This is a genomic window from Paraburkholderia sp. HP33-1 (assembly GCF_021390595.1).
Taxonomy (GTDB): Bacteria; Pseudomonadota; Gammaproteobacteria; order Burkholderiales; family Burkholderiaceae; genus Paraburkholderia.
The window spans coordinates 257,426-275,924 of sequence record NZ_JAJEJR010000001.1 but is presented as its reverse complement, the minus strand read 5'-3'; the positions used below and the strand labels follow the sequence as shown (position 1 = coordinate 275,924).

At 65.9% G+C, this 18,499-nt stretch carries 20 protein-coding genes; 4 read left to right on the top strand and 16 right to left on the bottom strand.

Annotation, left to right across the window (positions count from 1 at the left end; all coding sequences use genetic code 11):
- Positions 1-16 precede the first annotated feature (16 nt).
- From L0U81_RS01255 to L0U81_RS01230, 6 genes are all read right to left on the bottom strand, one after another.
- Positions 17-2,014 carry a sensor histidine kinase gene (locus tag L0U81_RS01255; RefSeq protein ID WP_233799792.1) on the bottom strand — a complete coding sequence of 666 codons (1,998 nt, stop codon included), beginning with the start codon at positions 2,012-2,014 and terminating at the stop codon, positions 17-19.
- Between the two features lie 45 nt (positions 2,015-2,059).
- Positions 2,060-3,340 carry a dicarboxylate/amino acid:cation symporter gene (locus tag L0U81_RS01250; RefSeq protein ID WP_233799791.1) on the bottom strand — a complete coding sequence of 427 codons (1,281 nt, stop codon included), beginning with the start codon at positions 3,338-3,340 and terminating at the stop codon, positions 2,060-2,062.
- 376 nt (positions 3,341-3,716) lie between these two features.
- Positions 3,717-4,457 (bottom strand): glycerophosphodiester phosphodiesterase, encoded by a 741-nt coding sequence (gene ugpQ / locus L0U81_RS01245; RefSeq protein WP_267956876.1) that lies wholly within the window; start codon positions 4,455-4,457, stop codon positions 3,717-3,719.
- A 109-nt stretch (positions 4,458-4,566) separates the two neighbouring features.
- A complete protein-coding gene (gene lipA / locus L0U81_RS01240; protein WP_233799789.1) occupies positions 4,567-5,574 on the bottom strand; it encodes a lipoyl synthase in 1,008 nt (335 codons plus the stop codon).
- A 13-nt stretch (positions 5,575-5,587) separates the two neighbouring features.
- Positions 5,588-6,313: a lipoyl(octanoyl) transferase LipB gene (lipB, locus tag L0U81_RS01235; protein WP_233799788.1), complete on the bottom strand. Its 726-nt coding sequence runs from the start codon at positions 6,311-6,313 to the stop codon at positions 5,588-5,590.
- A gap of 118 nt (positions 6,314-6,431) precedes the next feature.
- Positions 6,432-6,758, bottom strand: a complete 327-nt coding sequence (locus tag L0U81_RS01230) for a DUF2917 domain-containing protein (RefSeq protein ID WP_233799787.1) — start codon at positions 6,756-6,758, stop codon at positions 6,432-6,434.
- A 98-nt stretch (positions 6,759-6,856) separates the two neighbouring features.
- On the opposite strand from L0U81_RS01230, the gene L0U81_RS01225 reads away from it, so the two are divergent.
- A complete protein-coding gene (locus tag L0U81_RS01225; protein ID WP_233799786.1) occupies positions 6,857-7,840 on the top strand; it encodes a transcriptional regulator GcvA in 984 nt (327 codons plus the stop codon).
- Positions 7,841-7,862: 22 nt separating this feature from the next.
- On the opposite strand, the gene L0U81_RS01220 is transcribed toward L0U81_RS01225, so the two are convergent.
- From L0U81_RS01220 to L0U81_RS01185, 8 genes are all read right to left on the bottom strand, one after another.
- On the bottom strand, positions 7,863-8,132 hold the full coding sequence (locus tag L0U81_RS01220) for a DUF493 family protein (protein WP_233799785.1): 270 nt from the start codon (positions 8,130-8,132) through the stop codon (positions 7,863-7,865).
- Between the two features lie 135 nt (positions 8,133-8,267).
- Positions 8,268-9,497 carry a D-alanyl-D-alanine carboxypeptidase family protein gene (locus tag L0U81_RS01215; protein ID WP_233799784.1) on the bottom strand — a complete coding sequence of 410 codons (1,230 nt, stop codon included), beginning with the start codon at positions 9,495-9,497 and terminating at the stop codon, positions 8,268-8,270.
- Positions 9,498-9,821: 324 nt separating this feature from the next.
- The gene (locus L0U81_RS01210; RefSeq protein WP_233799783.1) at positions 9,822-10,466 is read right to left on the bottom strand and encodes an alpha/beta hydrolase; all 645 of its coding nucleotides are present in this window, start codon (positions 10,464-10,466) and stop codon (positions 9,822-9,824) included.
- Between the two features lie 32 nt (positions 10,467-10,498).
- Entirely contained in the window at positions 10,499-10,822 is a 324-nt protein-coding gene (locus L0U81_RS01205) for a (2Fe-2S) ferredoxin domain-containing protein (RefSeq protein WP_062125718.1), read from the bottom strand.
- A 191-nt stretch (positions 10,823-11,013) separates the two neighbouring features.
- Complete coding sequence (locus L0U81_RS01200; RefSeq protein ID WP_233799782.1) at positions 11,014-11,640, bottom strand: ABC-type transport auxiliary lipoprotein family protein; 627 nt, start codon at positions 11,638-11,640, stop codon at positions 11,014-11,016.
- Positions 11,641-11,670: 30 nt separating this feature from the next.
- The gene (locus tag L0U81_RS01195; protein ID WP_233799781.1) at positions 11,671-12,642 is read right to left on the bottom strand and encodes an MlaD family protein; all 972 of its coding nucleotides are present in this window, start codon (positions 12,640-12,642) and stop codon (positions 11,671-11,673) included.
- A gap of 46 nt (positions 12,643-12,688) precedes the next feature.
- Positions 12,689-13,567, bottom strand: a complete 879-nt coding sequence (locus L0U81_RS01190) for an ABC transporter ATP-binding protein (RefSeq protein ID WP_233799780.1) — start codon at positions 13,565-13,567, stop codon at positions 12,689-12,691.
- On the bottom strand, positions 13,567-14,703 hold the full coding sequence (locus L0U81_RS01185; protein WP_233799779.1) for an MlaE family ABC transporter permease: 1,137 nt from the start codon (positions 14,701-14,703) through the stop codon (positions 13,567-13,569). Before L0U81_RS01185 ends, L0U81_RS01190 begins: the two co-directional genes overlap by 1 nt.
- 125 nt (positions 14,704-14,828) lie before the next feature.
- On the opposite strand from L0U81_RS01185, the gene L0U81_RS01180 reads away from it, so the two are divergent.
- From L0U81_RS01180 to L0U81_RS01170, 3 genes are all read left to right on the top strand, one after another.
- On the top strand, positions 14,829-15,746 hold the full coding sequence (locus L0U81_RS01180; RefSeq protein ID WP_233799778.1) for a biotin--[acetyl-CoA-carboxylase] ligase: 918 nt from the start codon (positions 14,829-14,831) through the stop codon (positions 15,744-15,746).
- Entirely contained in the window at positions 15,743-16,573 is an 831-nt protein-coding gene (locus tag L0U81_RS01175) for a type III pantothenate kinase (protein WP_233799777.1), read from the top strand. The genes L0U81_RS01180 and L0U81_RS01175 overlap by 4 nt, the downstream gene beginning before the upstream one ends.
- 71 nt (positions 16,574-16,644) lie before the next feature.
- Positions 16,645-16,884 carry a hypothetical protein gene (locus L0U81_RS01170; protein WP_233799776.1) on the top strand — a complete coding sequence of 80 codons (240 nt, stop codon included), beginning with the start codon at positions 16,645-16,647 and terminating at the stop codon, positions 16,882-16,884.
- A 73-nt stretch (positions 16,885-16,957) separates the two neighbouring features.
- Here L0U81_RS01170 and rfaE2 read toward each other — a convergent pair whose 3' ends face one another.
- Positions 16,958-17,440 carry a D-glycero-beta-D-manno-heptose 1-phosphate adenylyltransferase gene (gene rfaE2, locus L0U81_RS01165; RefSeq protein WP_233799775.1) on the bottom strand — a complete coding sequence of 161 codons (483 nt, stop codon included), beginning with the start codon at positions 17,438-17,440 and terminating at the stop codon, positions 16,958-16,960.
- 176 nt (positions 17,441-17,616) lie between these two features.
- Positions 17,617-18,495 carry a ferritin-like domain-containing protein gene (locus L0U81_RS01160; RefSeq protein WP_233799774.1) on the bottom strand — a complete coding sequence of 293 codons (879 nt, stop codon included), beginning with the start codon at positions 18,493-18,495 and terminating at the stop codon, positions 17,617-17,619.
- Positions 18,496-18,499 lie beyond the last annotated feature (4 nt).

Below are 18,499 nucleotides of genomic sequence, written 5' to 3'. Positions count from 1 at the left end.
ATGCTTCGATCTGAAATCAGGAGCCAGCGGTAAGCGGATCGTGCGTGGAGCTCGCCTGCACGCGCGCGCGACGTAACGTCAACACGAATAATGCACCGCCGTACGGTGCGTTGCGCGCGACGAGCGAGCCGCCGCAATCGCGCGCGATCGACGATGAAATCGCAAGGCCGAGGCCGAGCCCCTGGCCCATTTCCTTCGTCGTGAAGAAGGGCTCGAACAGGTGCGGCAGCACGTCGTCGGGAATGCCGGGGCCGTTGTCGACGACCACGATCGACAGATTCGCGACGCCTGCCTCGACCTCGATCGTGATGCGCGGCGGGCTCATGCCGGCGGTGGCGTCGAGCGCGTTGCCGAGCAGGTTGATCAGCACCTGTTCGAGCCGTAGATCGTCGCAATTGGCGACCAGCTCCGGATGATCGTCGGCAAGATTCAGCGGTGTGCGCGCGCCGCCTGGCGCAACGGCGGTTCCGGCGTCGGCATCGACCAGCACGAATTCGAGCTCGACACCCTGCAGACGCTTCTGCAGCAAAGCGACGACATTGCGCAACGCCCGCACGAGCGGCGCGCGCGCACTGCGCGGCCGCGCCCGGCCGACGAACAGCTTCAGCTGGTTCGTGATCTTGCCCATGCGCTCGGTGAGCGCCGCGATCGCTTCGAGATTCTCGCGCGCCGATACCTGATCGCCGCGTTCGAGCAGCACGCGCGTGTTGTCCGAGAAACTGCGCAGCGCGGCGAGCGGCTGATTCAGCTCGTGCGTGATGCCGGCCGCCATCTGGCCGAGCGCGGCGAGCTTGCTCGCCTGGATCAGCTCGTCGTGCGCGGCGCGCAACTCCTGCTCGGCGCGCGTGCGCTCGGCGACTTCCTTGTGCAACTGCTCGTTCGCCTCGGATAGATCGGCGGTGCGTTCGGCGACGCGCTCGTTCAGCTCGGCATACGCCTTCTGCAGCAGCGCGCGGCTGCGCATCATTTCGCGCACACGCGCGCGCCGCATGCGCCAGTAGAACGCGAGCAGCACCACCGACACATAGCCGAAACCGGTGACGATGGTCGCCTTGCGTGCGTCGGCATCGACAGGATCGACCGGCGACATCGTGATCAGATGCCAGTCCGGCTCGCCCATACTGCGCCGCGACGCGAGGTAGCGCGGCGCGGAGCGCCCGCCGCCGATGCGCACGATATGCGCATCGCCTTCGAGTGTGCGCTCGATCGTCACCGGCAGCGGCGCGATCGGCTGCTGCGCGTACTGGCGCGTCTGGTAGATCGAATCGGCAACCTGGCCGGGCAGCGGCCGGATCGTGTGGTACTTCCACGCCGGCACCGACGACAGGAAGATCACGCCGTGATCGTCGGTGACGACGAGCGGCTCGGACGCGCCGACGCCCTGAAACCATTCGAGATCAAGCTTGACGACCGCCACGCCGACGATCTTGCCGTCTCGCCGCACCGGCTGCGAGATGTAGTAGCCGGGCGCCTGTGAAATCGTGCCGATGCCGAAAAAGCGGCCGACGCCGCCGTTCAGGGCCTCGACGAAATATGGCCGGAACTGATAGCTCGCGCCGACGAAGCTGCCCGGCTCGCGCCAGTTGCTGGCGGCGACGCAGTAGCCATCGAGCGAAATGATGTAGGTGACCGTTGCGCGCGCGTGGCGATTCAGGTCTTCGAGATAGAGATTCGCGCGCTTGACGTTGGCCGGATTCGGATCGATCAGCACGTCCTGCACGATCGGATGCTCGCCGAGCAGATAAGGCAGCGACTCGTAGCGCTCGAGCGTGCTCTTGAGCGCGCTCGCGGTACGCTCGGCGCGCACGGCGGCGTTGCGCCGCAGCGTGTCGACGCCGCTTTTCCACGCGAGGCTATAGGTGAGCCAGCAGGCCGCCGCGAGCCCGGTTGCGAGCGCGAAGAGAATCAGCAGGCGGCGGGTCACGGTGGCAATGTCCGATCGATTGGGATCGGACATTGTGGCATAGGGCGGCAAGGGGTCGCCCTCAGACCGACGCGCGGAGGCCGGTTTCATACGTCAGCGTCCGCGCCGGTCAAGACAGGAACAGCGAGGCGCGGCTCAAACGCCGGCCGACTCTTTGACTTCCACATCGCCGCGCAGCACCGCGTTCAGCTTTTTGCGGTCGAGCTCCTTCTCCCAGGCCGACACGACGACCGTCGCGACACCGTTACCGACGATGTTGGTCAGCGCGCGGCACTCGCTCATGAAGCGGTCGATGCCAAGGATCAGCACCATGCCCGACAGCGGAATCGTCGGCACGACGGCAAGCGTTGCCGCAAGCGTGATGAAGCCCGCGCCGGTCACGCCGCTCGCGCCCTTCGAGGTCAGCATCGTCACCGCGAGCAGCGTGAGCTGCTGGCCCCACGAGAGGTCCGTGTTGGTGGCCTGGGCGATGAACAGCACCGCCATCGTCATGTAGATGTTGGTGCCGTCGAGGTTGAACGAGTAGCCGGTCGGCACCACGAGGCCCACCACCGAACGCGAGCAGCCGAGCTTTTCGAGCTTCAGCATCAACTGCGGCAGCGCGGCTTCGGACGAGCTCGTGCCGAGCACGATCAGCAACTCTTCCTTGATGTACGCGACGAAACGCAGAATGTTGAAGCCCACCATCCGCGCGATGGCGCCGAGCACGAATACCACGAACACGATCGAGGTCAGATAGAACGTGCCGACCAGCTTGAGCATCGGCAGCAGCGAACCGATGCCGTACTTGCCGATCGTGAAGGCCATCGCGCCGAACGCGCCGATCGGCGCGAGCTTCGTGATGATGCGCACCATCCCGAACAGGATGTGCGAGATCCCTTCGATGAGGTTCATCACGGGCTTGCCCTTCTCACCGGCCGTCGCGAGCACGGCGCCGAACAGCAGCGCGATCAGCAGGATCTGCAGGATTTCACCCTGCGCGAACGCCGACGAGAGCGTGTCAGGAATGATGTGCATGAAGAAGTCGACGGTCGACTGGCCGTGCGCCTTCTCGGCATACGACGCGACGGCGCGGCCGTCGAGCGAGGCCGGGTCAACGTTGAAACCGGCGCCCGGACGCAGCAGGTGCGTAGCAGCGAGGCCGAGCACGAGCGCAAAGGTCGAGACGATTTCGAAGTACAGCAGCGCCTTGCCGCCCACGCGTCCGACCTTCTTCATGTCCTCCATGCCGGCGATGCCCGTCACCACAGTACAGAAGATGATCGGCCCGATCACCATCTTGATCAGCTTGATGAAGCCGTCGCCGAGCGGCTTCATGTCGATGGCGAGATTAGGGTAGAAATGGCCCAGCACGACACCGATGATGATCGCCACGATCACCTGGACGTACAGCACTTTATGGATAGGTTTCTTCACGATGATTCCTGCGAGGGAAATGAGCTGATGAGCCGCCGCGATGCGCGCTACGCGAACGAAACATCGTCGCGCGGGCGCACGGTAGCGGGCCCCTACAAGGCGACGAATTCAGAAATACCGGGAAGGGAAATCGGACATCGTTGTCTCCTTGCTTTTTTGTCGGGCCGTGGCGGCCACCCGCTCTCTTTCGCAAGGTCGATGCCAGTTCAATATCGGACTGGGAGCCTTGATTATTATGGATTTTTCGCCAAGGCTCGGCGCGCGCCGTCCGGGTTTCCGGAAATCCGGACGACCGCCGTCGGGGAATCCGGAATCGAGGGGGCGCGCACTTGCGGGGAAACCCGCACGGGTTTGTGCGGCACTTGCAAGCGCGGCGTCACGCCAACAGATCGATCCGATCCGTGCAGATCATGTCGACGCCCCATTGTTCGAGCAATCGCGCGCGCGCCGGGTCGTTCACCGTGTAGGCGAGCACCCGCAGCCCGGCCGCACGGATCTGCGCGACCAGCGGCTCGCTCAGATAACGGTGACTCGCGTGCAGCGAGACGCAGTCGAGTTCGCGCACGATGTCCAGCCAGTCCGCAGGCACCTGCTCGAACAGCATGCCGCGCGGCAGCGACGGCGCGGCAGCACGCGCGGCGGCGAGCGCGTCGAACGAGAACGACGACAGCAGCGGCGGTGTCTGCCCTTGCCACAGCGCGAGCGCGCCTTGGGCGACCAGGGTGCCGGTTATGACTTCGCGGCCCGGACACGGCTTGATCTCGATGTTCGCGGCGATGCCGTCGCGCGCGCAACGTTGCGCTGCGTCGGCCAGCGTCGGCAGTCGCGTGCCGGCGAACTCAGCGCCGCGCCACGCGCCGGCATCGAGAACGGAGAGTTCCTGCCATGTGTGGGTGGCCGCCGGCCCGTGGCCGTTGGTCGTGCGATCGAGCTCGTCGTCGTGCAGCAGGAACAGCGCGTTGTCGGCGGACAGCTTCGCGTCGAATTCGACCATGCGATAGCCGTAGCGCACGCAGGCGTCGAAACCGGCCAATGTGTTTTCCGGCGCGAGCGTGCCGCCGCAGCGATGCGCGACGAGCCGCGGATAAGGCCATTGCGCGGAGATCCCTCGATCCATCGGAGTTGCCACGTGTCGTTTCCTTGCTGATAAAAGGGCGGTCTAAATGAAAAGCCCGCACATCGGCGGGCTTTTCATTTCTGCGTGCGTGAAGCGAGGCGCCGGCGCGTCAGACCACGCCGGCTCCATGCGCCTGCACGTCGGCGTGATAGCTCGAACGAACCATCGCGCCCACCGCGGCGTGCGTGAAACCCATCTTGTACGCCTCTTCCTCGTACATCTTGAAGGTGTCCGGATGCACATACGCACGCACCGGCAGATGGTGCTCCGACGGCTGCAGATACTGGCCGATCGTCAGCATGTCGACGTCGTGCTCGCGCAGATCGCGCATCACTTGCAGGATTTCCTCTTCGGTCTCGCCGAGGCCGACCATCAGGCCGGACTTGGTCGCGACGTGCGGATGCAGCGCCTTGAAGTCTTTCAGCAGCTTCAGCGAATGCGCGTAGTCCGAACCCGGGCGCGCTTCCTTGTACAGACGCGGTACCGTTTCGAGGTTGTGGTTCATCACGTCGGGCGGCGCGGCGTTCAGGATGCCGAGCGCGCGATCGAGGCGGCCGCGGAAGTCCGGCGTCAGGATTTCGATGCGCGTTTGCGGCGACAGCTCACGCGTCTGACGGATACATTCGACGAAGTGCGCCGCGCCGCCGTCGCGCAGGTCGTCACGATCGACGCTGGTAATCACGACGTATTTCAGCTTCAGCGCGGCAATGGTGCGCGCGAGGTTGGCCGGTTCGTCGGCGTCGAGCGGATCGGGACGACCGTGGCCGACGTCGCAGAACGGGCAGCGGCGCGTGCACTTGTCGCCCATGATCATGAAGGTCGCAGTGCCCTTGCCGAAGCATTCGCCGATGTTCGGGCAGCTCGCTTCCTCGCAAACCGTGTGCAGGTTGTGCTCGCGCAGGATCTGCTTGATTTCGTAGAAGCGCGAATTGCCCGTGGCCGCCTTCACGCGGATCCAGTCCGGCTTCTTCAGCTTTTCGATCGGGACGACCTTGATCGGGATGCGCGCGGTCTTGGCTTGCGCTTTCTGCTTCGCGGTGGCGTCGTAGGCGGCGAGGGCCGGCACGCCTTCGGGTGCGGGGGTGGCTGCTGCGGGATTCGCGGTTACGTCAGTCATTCGTTCGATCCAGTCAGGCGGTGAGCGCACCAGCCTGCGGTTGGGCGACGGCCGCGGGATTGCCGTCGAGGTTTGCGGTGAGACTTGCTGCGAGGGTACGGGCCACGTCGTCCCAGCCTGCGGCGACGCCGAGCGTCGCCATGTCGACTGTTTCGAGCCCCGCGTAGCCGCATGGATTGATCGCGAGAAACGGCCGCAGGTCCATGTTCACGTTCAGACTCACGCCGTGATAGCTGCAGCCGTTGCGGATTTTCAGACCAAGCGCCGCAATCTTCGCGCCGGCATGCGCTCCGGCGTCGGGCCCGGGCGCCACGTAGATGCCGGGGGCGCCCGCCTTGCGTTCTCCGGCGAGATTATACGCCGCCAGGGTGTCGATCACGGCCTGCTCGATCCGGGTGACCAACTCGCGCACCATCAGCTTGCGCCGGCGCAGGTCGAGCAGCAGATACGCGACCACCTGTCCGGGTCCGTGATACGTGATCTGTCCGCCCCGGTCGACCTTGACGAGCGGAATGCTGCTGTCGGCCGCCAGCAGGTGGGCCGGATCGCCGGCCTGGCCGAGTGTGAAGACGGGCGGATGTTCGACGAGCCAGACTTCGTCGGGAGTGTCGGCGGTGCGGGCGTCGGTGAACGCGCGCATCGCGTCGAAACTGGCTTCGTAGGGTTCGCGGCCGAGCCAGCGCAGCGTGGGCGGCTCGATGGCAGGCTGAGGAGACGGAGAAACCGGGGTGGCGCACATGATTCCGGGAGTTTACCGAAATCTGGAAAACCGCGCCCGACGGGGCAGGGAACATGAGACAGCGGGCTGGCGCGCCGCCAGCCCCTTCGCTAGACACCGCGTTCCGGCCGCACCACGGTCAAACTGTGCGCCAGCCGCTGCTCACGCGCATCATCCAGCGCTCGCCGATGCGCGCAAGCCAGTTCAGCGCGCGCTCGTCGCAGCGCTTGGGTACCGAGAACGTGACCTTCGCAAACGGGGCCCCCTCGGCGCTGAGCCAGAGCCGCTCGCCGCGCCGCAGATGCAGCGTGTGGCCGGGCTGCAGCCAGTAGTCCATCGTGTCGTCGCTGCGCGTGACCCACACCGCGCCGCCGCTCACGCTCAGCTTCGTGCTGCGCGCCACCTTCAGCGGCAGCGTGTCGTCCGTGCGGATTTCATACGCAATGCTAGAGGAAATTTCTCGCATGATGCCCTCGCCAAAAATCGTTTCATGACTAGAATCCTAGGTGCAGCAAGGACTTGGGCAAAACGATCAATTTTCACGTCTATGTGAGAAATATTGCGATGGACCTTCGTCAACTCCCCGCACTGAACGCGATCAAGGCGTTCGAAGCCGCCGCCCGCCACGAAAGTTTTTCGCGCGCCGCCGATGAGCTCTTCGTCACGCACGGCGCGGTCAGCCACCAGATCCGTGCGCTGGAGGCCGAACTCGGCGTGTCGCTGTTCGCGCGCGACGGCAAGCGCGTGCGCCTCACCGAAACCGGCCGCCGCTATGCCACGCAGGTGCGCGCCGCGCTGATGGAACTCGCCGACGCGACCCGCTCGATCCGCGCCGGCGACCGCGAGCGGCGCCTCGTGATATCGATGCTGACGTCGTTCGCAGCGCGCTGGGTGACGCCGCGCCTCGGCAGCTTTATCGAGGCGCATCCGCAGTGGGATCTCGAGCTGCTAACCACCAATGCGCTGACCGACTTCGCGCGCGACGACGTCGACGTCGCGATCCGCTTCGGCTTCGGCAAATATCCGGGGCTGCACTCGGAGCTGCTGCTCGACGAGATTTTCTTCCCGGCCTGCTCGCCCAACTTCAACGGCGGCAAGCTGCCGCAAACCCCGGCCGATCTCGCCAAAGTCCCGCTGCTGCGCTCCGACGACGAGCTCTGGCGCCCGTGGTTCGACGCCGCCGGCCTGACCGACTGGCCGGAGCCGAAGCGCGGCGCGCTGTATCAGGATTCGTCGAATCTGCTGCAGGCGGCCATCGACGGCCAGGGGGTCGCGCTCACGCGCCGCTCGCTCGCGATGCATGAAATCGCGGCAGGCCGGCTCGTGCGGCTGTTCGATGTGGATGGGCCAAGCCCGTGGCAATACTATTTCATCTGCCTGCCGCGGATGCTGGAGACCGCGCGGGTCAAGGCGTTTCGCGACTGGGTGTTCGACGAGGTGGCGCGCTTCAGGCTGCTGTTCGATCTCGCCTGCGAGGCGGGTCCCGCGGCGAGTGCGCGCCTCGCGGCGGAGGGAGCGACGGCGGACGCGTTGCGCGTCGCGCCGTGAGGTGAAAAAAACGCGTGCCGGGTTACAGCACGACCTTGACCATCGGATGGCCGGTCAGCGCGCGATAGATGTCATCGAGATGCGCGCGGCTCGTCGCGCGCACGTGGACGGTCAGCCCCGTGTAGGTGCCGCTGCTCGACGGCCGCGTCTCGACGCGCGACGGATCGACGTCGCGATCGAACTGGCGCACCACTTCGACGATCGTCGCGGCAAACTCGGGGTGCGATTTGCCCATGATCTTGATCGGGAAATCGCAGGGGAACTCAAACAGTGAGTCGTTCTCGGGATTCATTCTCTACTCCTTCTTCCACCGCGGCCGCTTTGGCGGCCTTGGCTCGCTGATACGTTGCATTCACCGCGCCCGATCAGCTCCCGCCAGCCGGCGTCGAGCGAATCGTCGCAGACAGCCGGCATTGCGACGTAGCCTTTACTTCTTCTTGTTGAACATCAGCAGCAGCGAATCCCACACGCGGCCGACCACACCAGCTTGCGGAACCGGCTGCAGCGCGACCACGGGGATCTGCGCGAGCACCTTGCCGTCGGCGACGAGCTTTGCGGTGCCAACCTGCTGACCGCTCGCGATCGGCGCGACCAGCGGATCGGTGAGTTCGATCTGCGGCTTCGCCTTGTCGCCCGCGCCCTTCGGCAGCGTGATGTACTGATCGCCCTTCACGCCGACCTGCACGCTGTCCTTCGCACCCTTGTAGACGCGCGGCGTGGCCACGACCTGGTTCGCCTTGTACAGACGCGTCGTGTCGTACGCGGTGTAGCCGTAGTTCAGCATCTTCAGGCTGTCCTGGACGCGGTCGTGCTCCTTCTGCTCGCCCATCATCACCGAGACGAGGCGGCGCGACGCATCGGTCGCGCCCGGCAGCGGACGCTTCGCGCTCGCGATCAGGCAGTAGCCGGCGGCTTGCGTGTGGCCGGTCTTGAGACCGTCGACGCTCGGGTCGATCCACAGCAGACGGTTGCGGTTCGGCTGCTTGATCTTGTTGTAGGTGAATTCCTTGACCGAGAAGATGTTGTAGTAGTCAGGATAGTCGCGGATCAGGCGCGCCGACAGGATCGCGAGATCGCCCGCCGTGGTGTAGTGCTGCGGGTCGGGCATGCCGTTCACGTCGGCGAAATGGGTGTGCGTCATGCCGAGCTTCTGCGCTTCGGTGTTCATCATGTTGACGAACTGCGCCTCGCTGCCGCCCACCAGCTCGGCGAGCGCGATCGCCGCGTCGTTGCCCGACTGCACGATCATGCCGTACACGAGGTCGTGCACGGTCACCGGCTTGAGCGCCTCGATGAACATGCGCGATTCGTCGTTGCGCACGCGGCGCACGGCTTCGCTCGGCTCGATGCTCTGGTCCATCGTGATCTTCTTCGTGTCGAGCGCCTCGAACACGAGATACGCGGTCATCAGCTTGGTGAGCGATGCCGGCTCGACGCGCTCGTCGGCATTGGCGGACGCGAGCACCTGGTTGCTGGTCGCGTCGACGAGCACCCACGAGCGCGCGTTGACGCCAGGCGGCGGCACCTGCGCGAACGCGGTGCTCGCGACGAGCGTGGCCGGCAGCATGAGGCTGACGGCAATGGCACGATTAAGCGAAGGGGAAATGAAAGAAGCGACAGACGGGAATGACGTGCGGCCAGAGGAGGAGAAACGCATAAGGTCGGTTCGTGCAGAAAAATTCGTTGCGCGACAGCGCGCGGAGTTGGGGGAGCCGATCGACGGGGCATCGGGCCGTAAAACGGCGCGGCGCCCGTTCGACTGACGGCGACGCAATCGGTTCGCGAGCACAGCGCTGCGCACCCGGCCGCGCTGTCTCGCGAAACGACTCCGCGGCGCGCGAATCTGCCGGAAGGCCGGCGCTGTGCCCAAAAAAAGAGCGCCCATTATACGCGCGCTACCTAGTCAATTTCGCGCGCGCAGCGCTGATTTGCACACGTTTGCGCGCACCTGTCCCCTGCAAAACGCGCGCGACGCGTGTTTTCAGCGCCAGGCGTCGACGATGATCCGCTTCAGGATATGCAGCTTGCGATGCAGAAAATGCTCGGCGCCCGGAATCACGACGATCGGCAATTCCTGCGGGCGCGCCCAGTCGTAAACGGATTGAATGGGAACGGTCTCGTCGACTTCGCCGTGAATCACGAGCGTGCTCTCGGGAACCGGCGCGACGTCCCAGCGGCTCGCCGCGGTACCGACGAACACGATGCGCTCGATCTCCTGCCCTTCGTCGCGCAGTTTCGCCGCTACATGCGACAGCACCACGGTGCCGAACGAAAAGCCCGCGAGCACGAGCGGCAGGTCGCCGTAATCCGCATCGGCGCGCATGTGCTCGAGTACCGCGTACAGGTCGTCGCGCTCGCCGACGCCCGCGTCGTGCTCGCCCTGGGTCTGGCCGACGCCGCGGAAATTCGACCGGTACGTGACGTAGTTCAGCTGTACGAGCGTGCGCGCGAGCGTCTGCGCGACCTTGTTGTCCATCGTCCCGCCAAAGAGCGGATGCGGATGCGCGACGAGCGCGATGCCGCGCGGCGCGGCGCCTTTTTCGCGCACGTCGTCGGGCAGGTCCAGCGCGACCTCGATCTTGCCGACCGGGCCGTCGATCAGATACTTCTTCGTGTTGACGTTCATCAGGATGCCTGCGGATCGTTTTGTGGTTCGCGTTATTGATCGATCTTCAGACGCTCGACGATCTTGCCGTTCGCAAGATGCGATTCGACGATCTCGTCGATGTCGCTTTCGTCGACATAGGTGTACCAGACAGCCTCGGGATACACGACGAGCGTCGGGCCCAGCTCGCAGCGATCGAGGCAGCCGGCCTTGTTGATACGCACCTGGCCGGGACCGGCGAGGCCGAGCTGCTTCACGCGTTTTTTTGCGTACTCCTGCATCGCCTGCGCGTTGCAATTCGCGCAGCTCGGACGCTCGGCGCCGGGTTCGCGCTGATTCAGACAGAAGAAGACGTGGTGCTTGTAGAAGGAGTCCATGATGTCAGGGGGAGCAAAGCAAGGCTGAGAGGAGGTGCAAGGGCGCCGTCAGCGCACGGTCATGTGTGAAGAGGAGCGCCCGTTGTGCGGACGATTATAGCGACCGGGCTACAGAGGCGTCGGGGCCTGGCGGGCGGCGGCGGCGCCCGCGTTCGCTCATGCAGCGCTCCGTCGCGTGCGCTGCCCGCCCGTCATTGCGCGGCAACCAGCGCCTGCGAGCCGAGCCACGTGGTGATCTGCGCGACGAGGTCGTCGCTGGCCGCGGCGAGCGCCCGCGCGCCGCCGGCCGCATCCGCCGAATGCGCCGGCGCGCTCGCGACGAAGGTTTGCTGGCCGATCACCTTGCCGCCCTGCATCAGCGTCGCGCGCGCGGTGATCGCGCCGTGGCTGTCCGCCTGGCTGTCGAACACCTGCTCGAACTCGGTCAGATCGACCCGCAGCACCGGCGCGTTCACGCCGTCGGCGCCGGTCAGGACGGTACCGCGCGCGCTCAGCGCGTTGCGCAGGCGCTGCGTCAACAGTTGCGACGGCATCATCGTCCAGTGGCTGTTCGCATAGGGGGCCGTCTGCTGCGCGTCGACGTAGCTCAGCCGATAGATCAGCCGGTCGGTTTCGAGCACGGGCGGTGCGCCGACGTCGAGCACCTTGATAGCCGGCAGCCTGCTCGCGGCGGCGCTCTGCGGCGGCGGCCCGAAGTCGTAGCGGATGTCCGACACCACCGCGGACGAGCCCGCGCAGCCCGCCGCCAGCGCGCCGAACGCGAGCAGCGCCGCGAGCGCGGCGCGCGAGGACAACAGTCGGTGAATCGAGCGTGACATGGGCATCTTCCTCTGTTCTAGCCTGCGGAGTTAGTGGGATGCAGGCGCGGCGCCGGCGGCGGGCCACGTGAAGCCGGCCTCGCCCGGACCCGGCGCCGCGCGCGGCGCGCCGAACAGCACGCTGCGCGGATTGGTGCTGAAGGTGTCGGCGGCGCGGTCGATCGACTGCGCCGCCGAGCGCACGTCTTCGGTCAGAGAATTCACGCGCGGCAGCGTCTCATAGCCGACCCGCGCGGACAGGTCCTGCAGCGAGACGTTCATCTGGGCGAGCGCGTCGCCTGCCTGCTGCGCCGCCGTGCCTGCCTTGTTCAGATTGCGTACCAACGGCCCGTCCGGACGCTGCAGATTCGTGATCATCTGGTTGGTCGACGTGAGCGTGCGATTCAGTTCGTCGATCGTCCCGGGCAGCTTACCGGCGACAGGCCCCAACTGGCGGGTCAGCGTCGCGACACCCGAGGCCGCCTGCGCAATGCTCGCCGCCGTTTCGTGCAACTGGTCGACCATTTCCGGCGACAGCATGTCGTTCACGTTATCGGTGACTTTTTCGAGCTTGCGCAGCAGCACGTCGCCGCGTTGCTGCAGCTGATCGAGCAGACCCGGGCGCATCGGCAATCGCGCAACCTCGTGCGTGGACGACGGCAACGGCGTCAGGTCGCGCCCGGTATCGTCGAGCTGGATGAACGCGATGCCGGTCACGCCCTGCAGCCCGAGACTGCCGAACGTCGAATGCGTGATCGGCGCGTGCTCGTCGACATTGATGCGGATCAGGATCTGCCCCGGATGCTCCGGATCGAATTTGATCGACTGCACGCGGCCGACGTCGAGCCCGCGAAAGCGCACCGCCGCGTCCACGAAGAGGCCGGTCACGTTGGTGCGCGCGATCAGGTCGTACGGCACCCGCACGGTGCGATCGACGTTGAACAGATACGCGGCCAGCCCGATCGCCGCGGTCAGCACGACCGTGAAGAGCCCGGCCCAGAACGCATGCGCTTTGTTTTCCATTGTCAGGTTTCCTGGTTCATTGCGGCCTCGTTCACGGCGGCCGGCTTCACAGCGGCAACTCGGACGACGCCGGCTCGAGTGCCGCCTGCGGCAGCTTCGCGCGGCGCTCCGGCGGCAGCGCCTGCAGCGCGCGGCGCCCGCGCAGGCCTAGGAAATATTCGCGGATGAACGGATGATCGACGCCCGCCGCCTCCTCGACCGGCGCGTTGACGAGCACCTTGCGATCGGCGAGCACGGCCACGCGCGTCGATAGCGCGACCATCGTGTCGAGATCGTGCGTGATCATCACGACGGTGAGACCGAGCGCGCGATGCAGCCCGGAGATCAGCTCGACGAATTCGTCGGACGCCTGCGGGTCGAGGCCGGCGGTCGGTTCGTCGAGAAACAGCAGCTCGGGTTCGAGCGCGATCGCGCGCGCGATACCGACCCGCTTGATCATGCCGCCCGATAGCGCCGCCGGCATCTTCGACGCATGCTTGCATGGCAGCCCGACCATTTCGAGCTTCAGCATCACGATGTCGCGCAGCAAGTCTTCGGGCACCTTGCCGAGCTCGCGCACCGGTTGCGCGACGTTGTCGAACACGGACAGCGACGAGAACAGCGCGCCGCGCTGGAACAGCATGCCGGAGCGGCTGCGCATCAGCAGCGCGGTTTCCGGCGAGATGCTCGACAGGTCTTCGCCGAACAGCCTGATGGTGCCCCTCGACGGCCGCTCGAGGCCGAGAATCTGCCGCACCAGCGTGGTCTTGCCCGAGCCCGAGCCGCCGACGACCGCGACGATCTCGCCGCGCCGCACGTCGAAGCTCAGATGCTGATGCACGATGTTGCGGCCGTAGCGCTTGGTGATGTCGATCACCTCGATCACGGGTTCGGCAATCGACGGCACGGGTTGGCCGCGCACGGCTTCGGTCAGTGGCGCGATCATCAGAGCCCCACGTTCTGGAAGAGGATCGCGAACACCGCGTCCGCGAGAATCACGATGGTGATCGAGGTCACCACCGAGGTCGTCGTGCCTTCGCCGAGACTTTGCGAATTGGCTTTGATGCGGAAGCCGAAATGACAGCCGGCGATCGCGATCAGCATACCGAACACCGCGCCCTTGCCAAGGCCGATCCACAAATTCGCGATCGGCACCACGCTCGGCAGCTGCCGCGCGAAGAAGCTCATTTCGATGCCGAGCACGAGCTTCGCGGCGAGGGCGCCCCCCGTGAGCGAGATGATGTTGGTCCACATGACCAGCAGCGGCATCGCGACGGCCAGCGCGATCACGCGCGGCAGGATCAGCCGCAGACCGTGCGGGATGCCCATCACGCGCATCGCGTCGAGCTCCTCGGTCACGCGCATGACACCAATCTGCGCGGTGATCGCCGAGCCCGAGCGGCCTGCCACCAGAATCGCCGACAAGACCGGGCCGAGTTCGCGAATCACCGCGAGGCCGAGAATATTGACGATGAACTGGTTAGCGCCAAAGATGCGCAATTGTTGTGCCGAAAGATAGCTCAACACGATGCCGATCAGGAACGCGACGAGCGCGGTGATCGGCAGCGCGCGGGCGCCGGCGTTGTAGATGTTCGCGGAAATTTCGGTCCACGGCGTCAGCTTCGGCTTGCGTGCGATCGCGAGCAGATCAAGCACGACGCGTCCAAGCATCGTGACGCCGCCCTGCATATGCTCGAGGAACGAGAAGAGTCCGAGCCCGAGACGTGTGAACGGATCGAGGCGCGTGACCGGCTCGGCGCTCTCGCGCACCGAGTCGAGCAGCGCGATGCGCTCGAAGATGTCGCGCTGCGTGTCGGTGAGCGCGGTGCCGGGCGGCATCTTGCGGCCCCACACGCGCCACAGCGCCTGGCCGCCGACGTGGTCCATCCGGTCGACGCGCGACAGGTCCCACTCGCCGATGCCTTGCGCGCCGGTCAGCGAACGCAGCAGCGGAATCACCTGCCCGGTGTCGCGATCGCGATCGCGAGCGAGCGCGAGCGCCGTCCACTGGCCCGAGAGACGGACGATCTTGCCTTGCCTGCCGGCCGCGACTTCAAGGCCGGGCGGAGTGTCGTGGTTCAAGGATCGTGTGAATCTGGTTATAGGATTACGGGCCATTGTAGCGAAGGCTCGGCCGCTGGTCCGCACTGATCCAAGTTGGTCCGCGTCAAGTCCCGATCATCTTTGCTGTCGCTACAATATGAGACATGAATGCCTCCAAGATTCCCACCTCCCCGCCCGCAGTGGCAAGCGCCAGCACTGACTGGCGCATCGATCGCGAACGCGCGGTCAAGCTGTTCGGTGCGCACGCGCACGACTGGCCGATCGAAATCGTCGAGGAAACCGGCTCGACCAACGCCGACCTGATGGCCCGCGTAAAAGCACTGCCGCGCCGCGCCAACGCACTGCCGCGGCCGATCGTGCGCGTCGCGTATCTGCAGACGGCCGGGCGCGGCCGCCGTGGGCGTCCGTGGTACGCGGAGCCAGGCAACGCGCTGCTGTTTTCGGTGGCCTGCGTGTTGCCGCGACCGCTCGAGGGGCTCGCGGGCTTGAGCCTCGCGGTGGGCGTCGCGCTCGTCGACGGGCTGCGCTCGCTGCCGGTCGCCGGTCCCGGGCAGATTGCACTCAAGTGGCCGAACGACGTGCTGCTCGAAGGCGACAAGCTCGCCGGCATCCTGATCGAAACCGCGTGGAGCACCGACGACGCGAGCGCGGTCGTGATCGGCATCGGCACCAACGTGAAGGGCGCCGACGAACTTGCGGCGCAGGTCGGCGCGCTGAACGCCGAGGTGCCGCCGCAGGCACGCGGCACGGCGCCCACCGCGTTGCAGCGCGCGCTGCCGAACGCGAATCTGACCGACACGCTCGCCGCCGAGCTGAACGCGCTCGAGCCGATGCTGCAGCGCTTCGGCGCCGAAGGCTTCGCGCCGTTCCAGCCGCGCTGGAACGCGGTGCATGCGTACGCGGGCCGCGACGTCGTGCTGCTCGAACAAGGAGAGGAGCTCGCGCGTGGCGTGGCGGCAGGCGTCGACGAACGAGGCCTGCTGCTGCTGGACACGGCCGACGGCCGCCAGAGCATCGCGACCGGCGACGTGTCGCTGCGCCTAGCCGACGGTGCCGCATGACAGGGCACGCGCCTTATCTGCTGATCGACGCGGGCAATAGCCGGATCAAGTGGGCGCTGATGCAGCCGGATGGGACGCAGTTGGCGACTGGTGCGCTCGCGCATGACGACGTTGCCGCACCACGCACGCGGTCTGGTTCGCAGGCCGATTGGGCTGACTGGCCGACGCCATGCGGCGCGTGGCTCTCCAACGTCGCGGGCACGGAGATGGCGAGGCACATCGCCGCGCTCGTCGAGGCGCACTGGCCGCAACTGCCGCTCACGACGATCCGCGCGAGCGCCCAACAATGCGGCGTGACGAATTGCTACACGACACCGCACTCGCTCGGCAGCGACCGCTGGGCCGGCATGATCGGCGCACACGCGGCCTTTCCCGGCGAGCATCTGCTGCTCGCGACCTTCGGCACCGCGACGACGCTCGAGGCGTTGCGCGCGGACGGCGCGTTTATCGGCGGATTAATTGCGCCGGGCTGGACGCTGATGATGCGTTCGCTCGGCGAGCACACCGCGCAACTGCCGACACTCGACGCCGCGCGCGCGCGCGGTCTGCTCGACGCGGCCGAGGCGGCCCGTCGGGGTCCGTTCTTCGCGACGGATACGCCGCATTCGCTGTCGGCGGGCTGCACACTGGCGCAGGCGGGATTGATCGAGCGGATGTGGCGCGATCTGCAGGACGAGTGGCAGGTGCCGGTGCGTCTTGTGGTCAGCGGCGGCGCCGCCGACGAAGTGGCGAGCGCGCTGAAAGTGCCGCATACTCGCCACGATTCGCTGGTGCTGTCGGGGCTTGCGCTGATCGCCGCCGAGGATGCGGCGCGGCAGCGTGTCTGATTGCCTGGCGCGTGACGTACGTGTGACACGCGCCCCCAGCTCAACTTCTTCCTGGATTGGAAACACCCACAATGATTCGCTGGCCGATCGCGATACTGATTGTTGTCAACGTGCTGGCTTTCGTCGCGCTGCGTGGCGCCTTCGGCCCGGCGCCCATCGCCGGCGGACGCCAGCCGAATCTTCTGAACCGCCAGATTCATCCGGACTGGCTGAAGGTGCAGCCGGTCAGCGCCGCCGATACGGCCGATCAGGCGGTGGTCGGCGGACCCGCGCCGCAGGCGCCGATTTCGACCTCGGAGTTGCCGCAGTAACGAGGTGAGCGACGAGTGTGGTTAGATGTTCTGTTCAGCGCTCCGCCGCGCTTTGCCGCGGCAATCAGCAGCGTCAACCTTGTGCCCGCACCTTCTTCAACAGCGCGGTCGTCGAGCGATCGTGCTCGAACGCAATCGCGAGCGCCTTGCCGCCCCAGCCGCGCACGAGCGCAGATTCGGGCAACGCATCCATGTCGTAGTCGCCGCCCTTCACGAGCACGTCCGGGCGCAGCGCGGCAATCAGCTCGACCGGCGTTTGCTCGCCGAAGCCCACCACGTAGTCGACGCTTTCCAGCGCCGCAAGCAAGGCCATGCGGTCGGCCTCGTTGTTGATCGGACGGTCGTCGCCCTTGCCGAGCATCCGCACCGACGCGTCGCTATTGACCCCGACGATCAGGCACGCGCCCAGCGCCTTCGCGTCGGCCAGATAGGTCACGTGACCACGATGCAGGATATCGAACACGCCGTTCGTAAACACGACGGGCGCGCGCAGCGAAGGACGCAGTTTCACCAGGGCATCGCGCGTCAGAATCTTGCGTTCAAAGATAGCGGTCATCGCACAGTCACAGAGTTGCGGAGTTACGGAAAGAGGAATGCAAAGTGCCGTCACGATACACGGTGGACGGCGCAAAGCAAAACGGTCCGGCAAGCTCGCGCCTGCCGGACCGCCTTTTGAAACTGTACTGAAACCGCCGGATCACGGCGCCGACGTTGATGTCAACGCCCGAGCCGTTACGCGGGCTGCTGATGCGCCGGGTTCTGATCCGCGGCTTGCAGGCGCGCGACCACTTCCTTGCGATAGCGGTTCAGTTCCTGCGCGGTGTTGAACGTGCGCTCGAACAGCAGCGACAGGTTGTGCAGAATGCGCTCGACGACCTTCTTTTCCCAGCCGTCGTCGAAACGGATCTGCTCGTCGAGCCAGCGCTCGAGCCATTCCGGATCCGGCAGACGCGACTGGATCGTGTCGCGCGGGAACAGCGCCTGATTCACGTGCAGGTTGGTGGGGTGCAGCGGCTTCTCAGTACGACGCGCCGACGCCATCAACACGCCGATCTTCGCGAACGCAGCACGCGCGATGTCGCCGGTTTGCACCATCGCCTTCTTCATGTAGCGCAGATACGCGCCGCCGTGGCGGGCTTCGTCGCGCGAGATGGTTTCGTAGATGTGCTTGATGACCGGCTCGGTGTGCCATTCGGCAGCGCGGCGGTACCAGTGATTCAGGCGGATTTCGCCGCAGAAGTGCAGCATCAGCGTTTCGAGCGGCGGCGCGGGGTCGAACTCGAAGCGCACCGCGTGCAGTTCTTCTTCGGTCGGGACCAGTTCCGGCTTGAAGCGGCGCAGATACTCCATCAGCACCAGCGAGTGCTTCTGCTCCTCGAAGAACCACACGCTCATGAACGCGGAGAAATCGCTGTCGTGATGATTGTCACGCAGAAACATTTCCGTGGCGGGCAACGCCGACCATTCGGTGATCGCATTCATTTTGATCGTCGCGGCCTGCTCGTCGGTCAACAGCGACGCGTCGAATTTGTCCCAGGGGATGTCCTTCTCCATGTCCCATCGAACGGATTCGAGCGATTTATAAAGTTCCGGATAAAGCATGGTGTTCATAGTC

Excerpts from the sequence above, each read along its gene's own strand:
- ugpQ (WP_267956876.1), bottom strand. The coding sequence starts at position 4,457 with ATGGATCGAGGGATCTCCGCGCAATGGCCTTATCCGCGGCTCGTCGCG.
- L0U81_RS01200 (WP_233799782.1), bottom strand. The coding sequence starts at position 11,640 with ATGTCACGCTCGATTCACCGACTGTTGTCCTCGCGCGCCGCGCTCGCG.
- L0U81_RS01215 (WP_233799784.1), bottom strand. The coding sequence starts at position 9,497 with ATGCGTTTCTCCTCCTCTGGCCGCACGTCATTCCCGTCTGTCGCTTCT.
- L0U81_RS01255 (WP_233799792.1), bottom strand. The coding sequence starts at position 2,014 with ATGAAACCGGCCTCCGCGCGTCGGTCTGAGGGCGACCCCTTGCCGCCC.
- L0U81_RS01190 (WP_233799780.1), bottom strand. The coding sequence starts at position 13,567 with ATGATCGCGCCACTGACCGAAGCCGTGCGCGGCCAACCCGTGCCGTCG.
- L0U81_RS01180 (WP_233799778.1), top strand. The coding sequence starts at position 14,829 with ATGAATGCCTCCAAGATTCCCACCTCCCCGCCCGCAGTGGCAAGCGCC.
- L0U81_RS01175 (WP_233799777.1), top strand. The coding sequence starts at position 15,743 with ATGACAGGGCACGCGCCTTATCTGCTGATCGACGCGGGCAATAGCCGG.
- L0U81_RS01225 (WP_233799786.1), top strand. The coding sequence starts at position 6,857 with ATGGACCTTCGTCAACTCCCCGCACTGAACGCGATCAAGGCGTTCGAA.
- L0U81_RS01195 (WP_233799781.1), bottom strand. The coding sequence starts at position 12,642 with ATGGAAAACAAAGCGCATGCGTTCTGGGCCGGGCTCTTCACGGTCGTG.
- lipA (WP_233799789.1), bottom strand. The coding sequence starts at position 5,574 with ATGACTGACGTAACCGCGAATCCCGCAGCAGCCACCCCCGCACCCGAA.
- L0U81_RS01170 (WP_233799776.1), top strand. The coding sequence starts at position 16,645 with ATGATTCGCTGGCCGATCGCGATACTGATTGTTGTCAACGTGCTGGCT.
- L0U81_RS01160 (WP_233799774.1), bottom strand. The coding sequence starts at position 18,495 with ATGAACACCATGCTTTATCCGGAACTTTATAAATCGCTCGAATCCGTT.
- L0U81_RS01230 (WP_233799787.1), bottom strand. The coding sequence starts at position 6,758 with ATGCGAGAAATTTCCTCTAGCATTGCGTATGAAATCCGCACGGACGAC.
- L0U81_RS01220 (WP_233799785.1), bottom strand. The coding sequence starts at position 8,132 with ATGAATCCCGAGAACGACTCACTGTTTGAGTTCCCCTGCGATTTCCCG.
- rfaE2 (WP_233799775.1), bottom strand. The coding sequence starts at position 17,440 with ATGACCGCTATCTTTGAACGCAAGATTCTGACGCGCGATGCCCTGGTG.
- lipB (WP_233799788.1), bottom strand. The coding sequence starts at position 6,313 with ATGTGCGCCACCCCGGTTTCTCCGTCTCCTCAGCCTGCCATCGAGCCG.
- L0U81_RS01205 (WP_062125718.1), bottom strand. The coding sequence starts at position 10,822 with ATGGACTCCTTCTACAAGCACCACGTCTTCTTCTGTCTGAATCAGCGC.
- L0U81_RS01210 (WP_233799783.1), bottom strand. The coding sequence starts at position 10,466 with ATGAACGTCAACACGAAGAAGTATCTGATCGACGGCCCGGTCGGCAAG.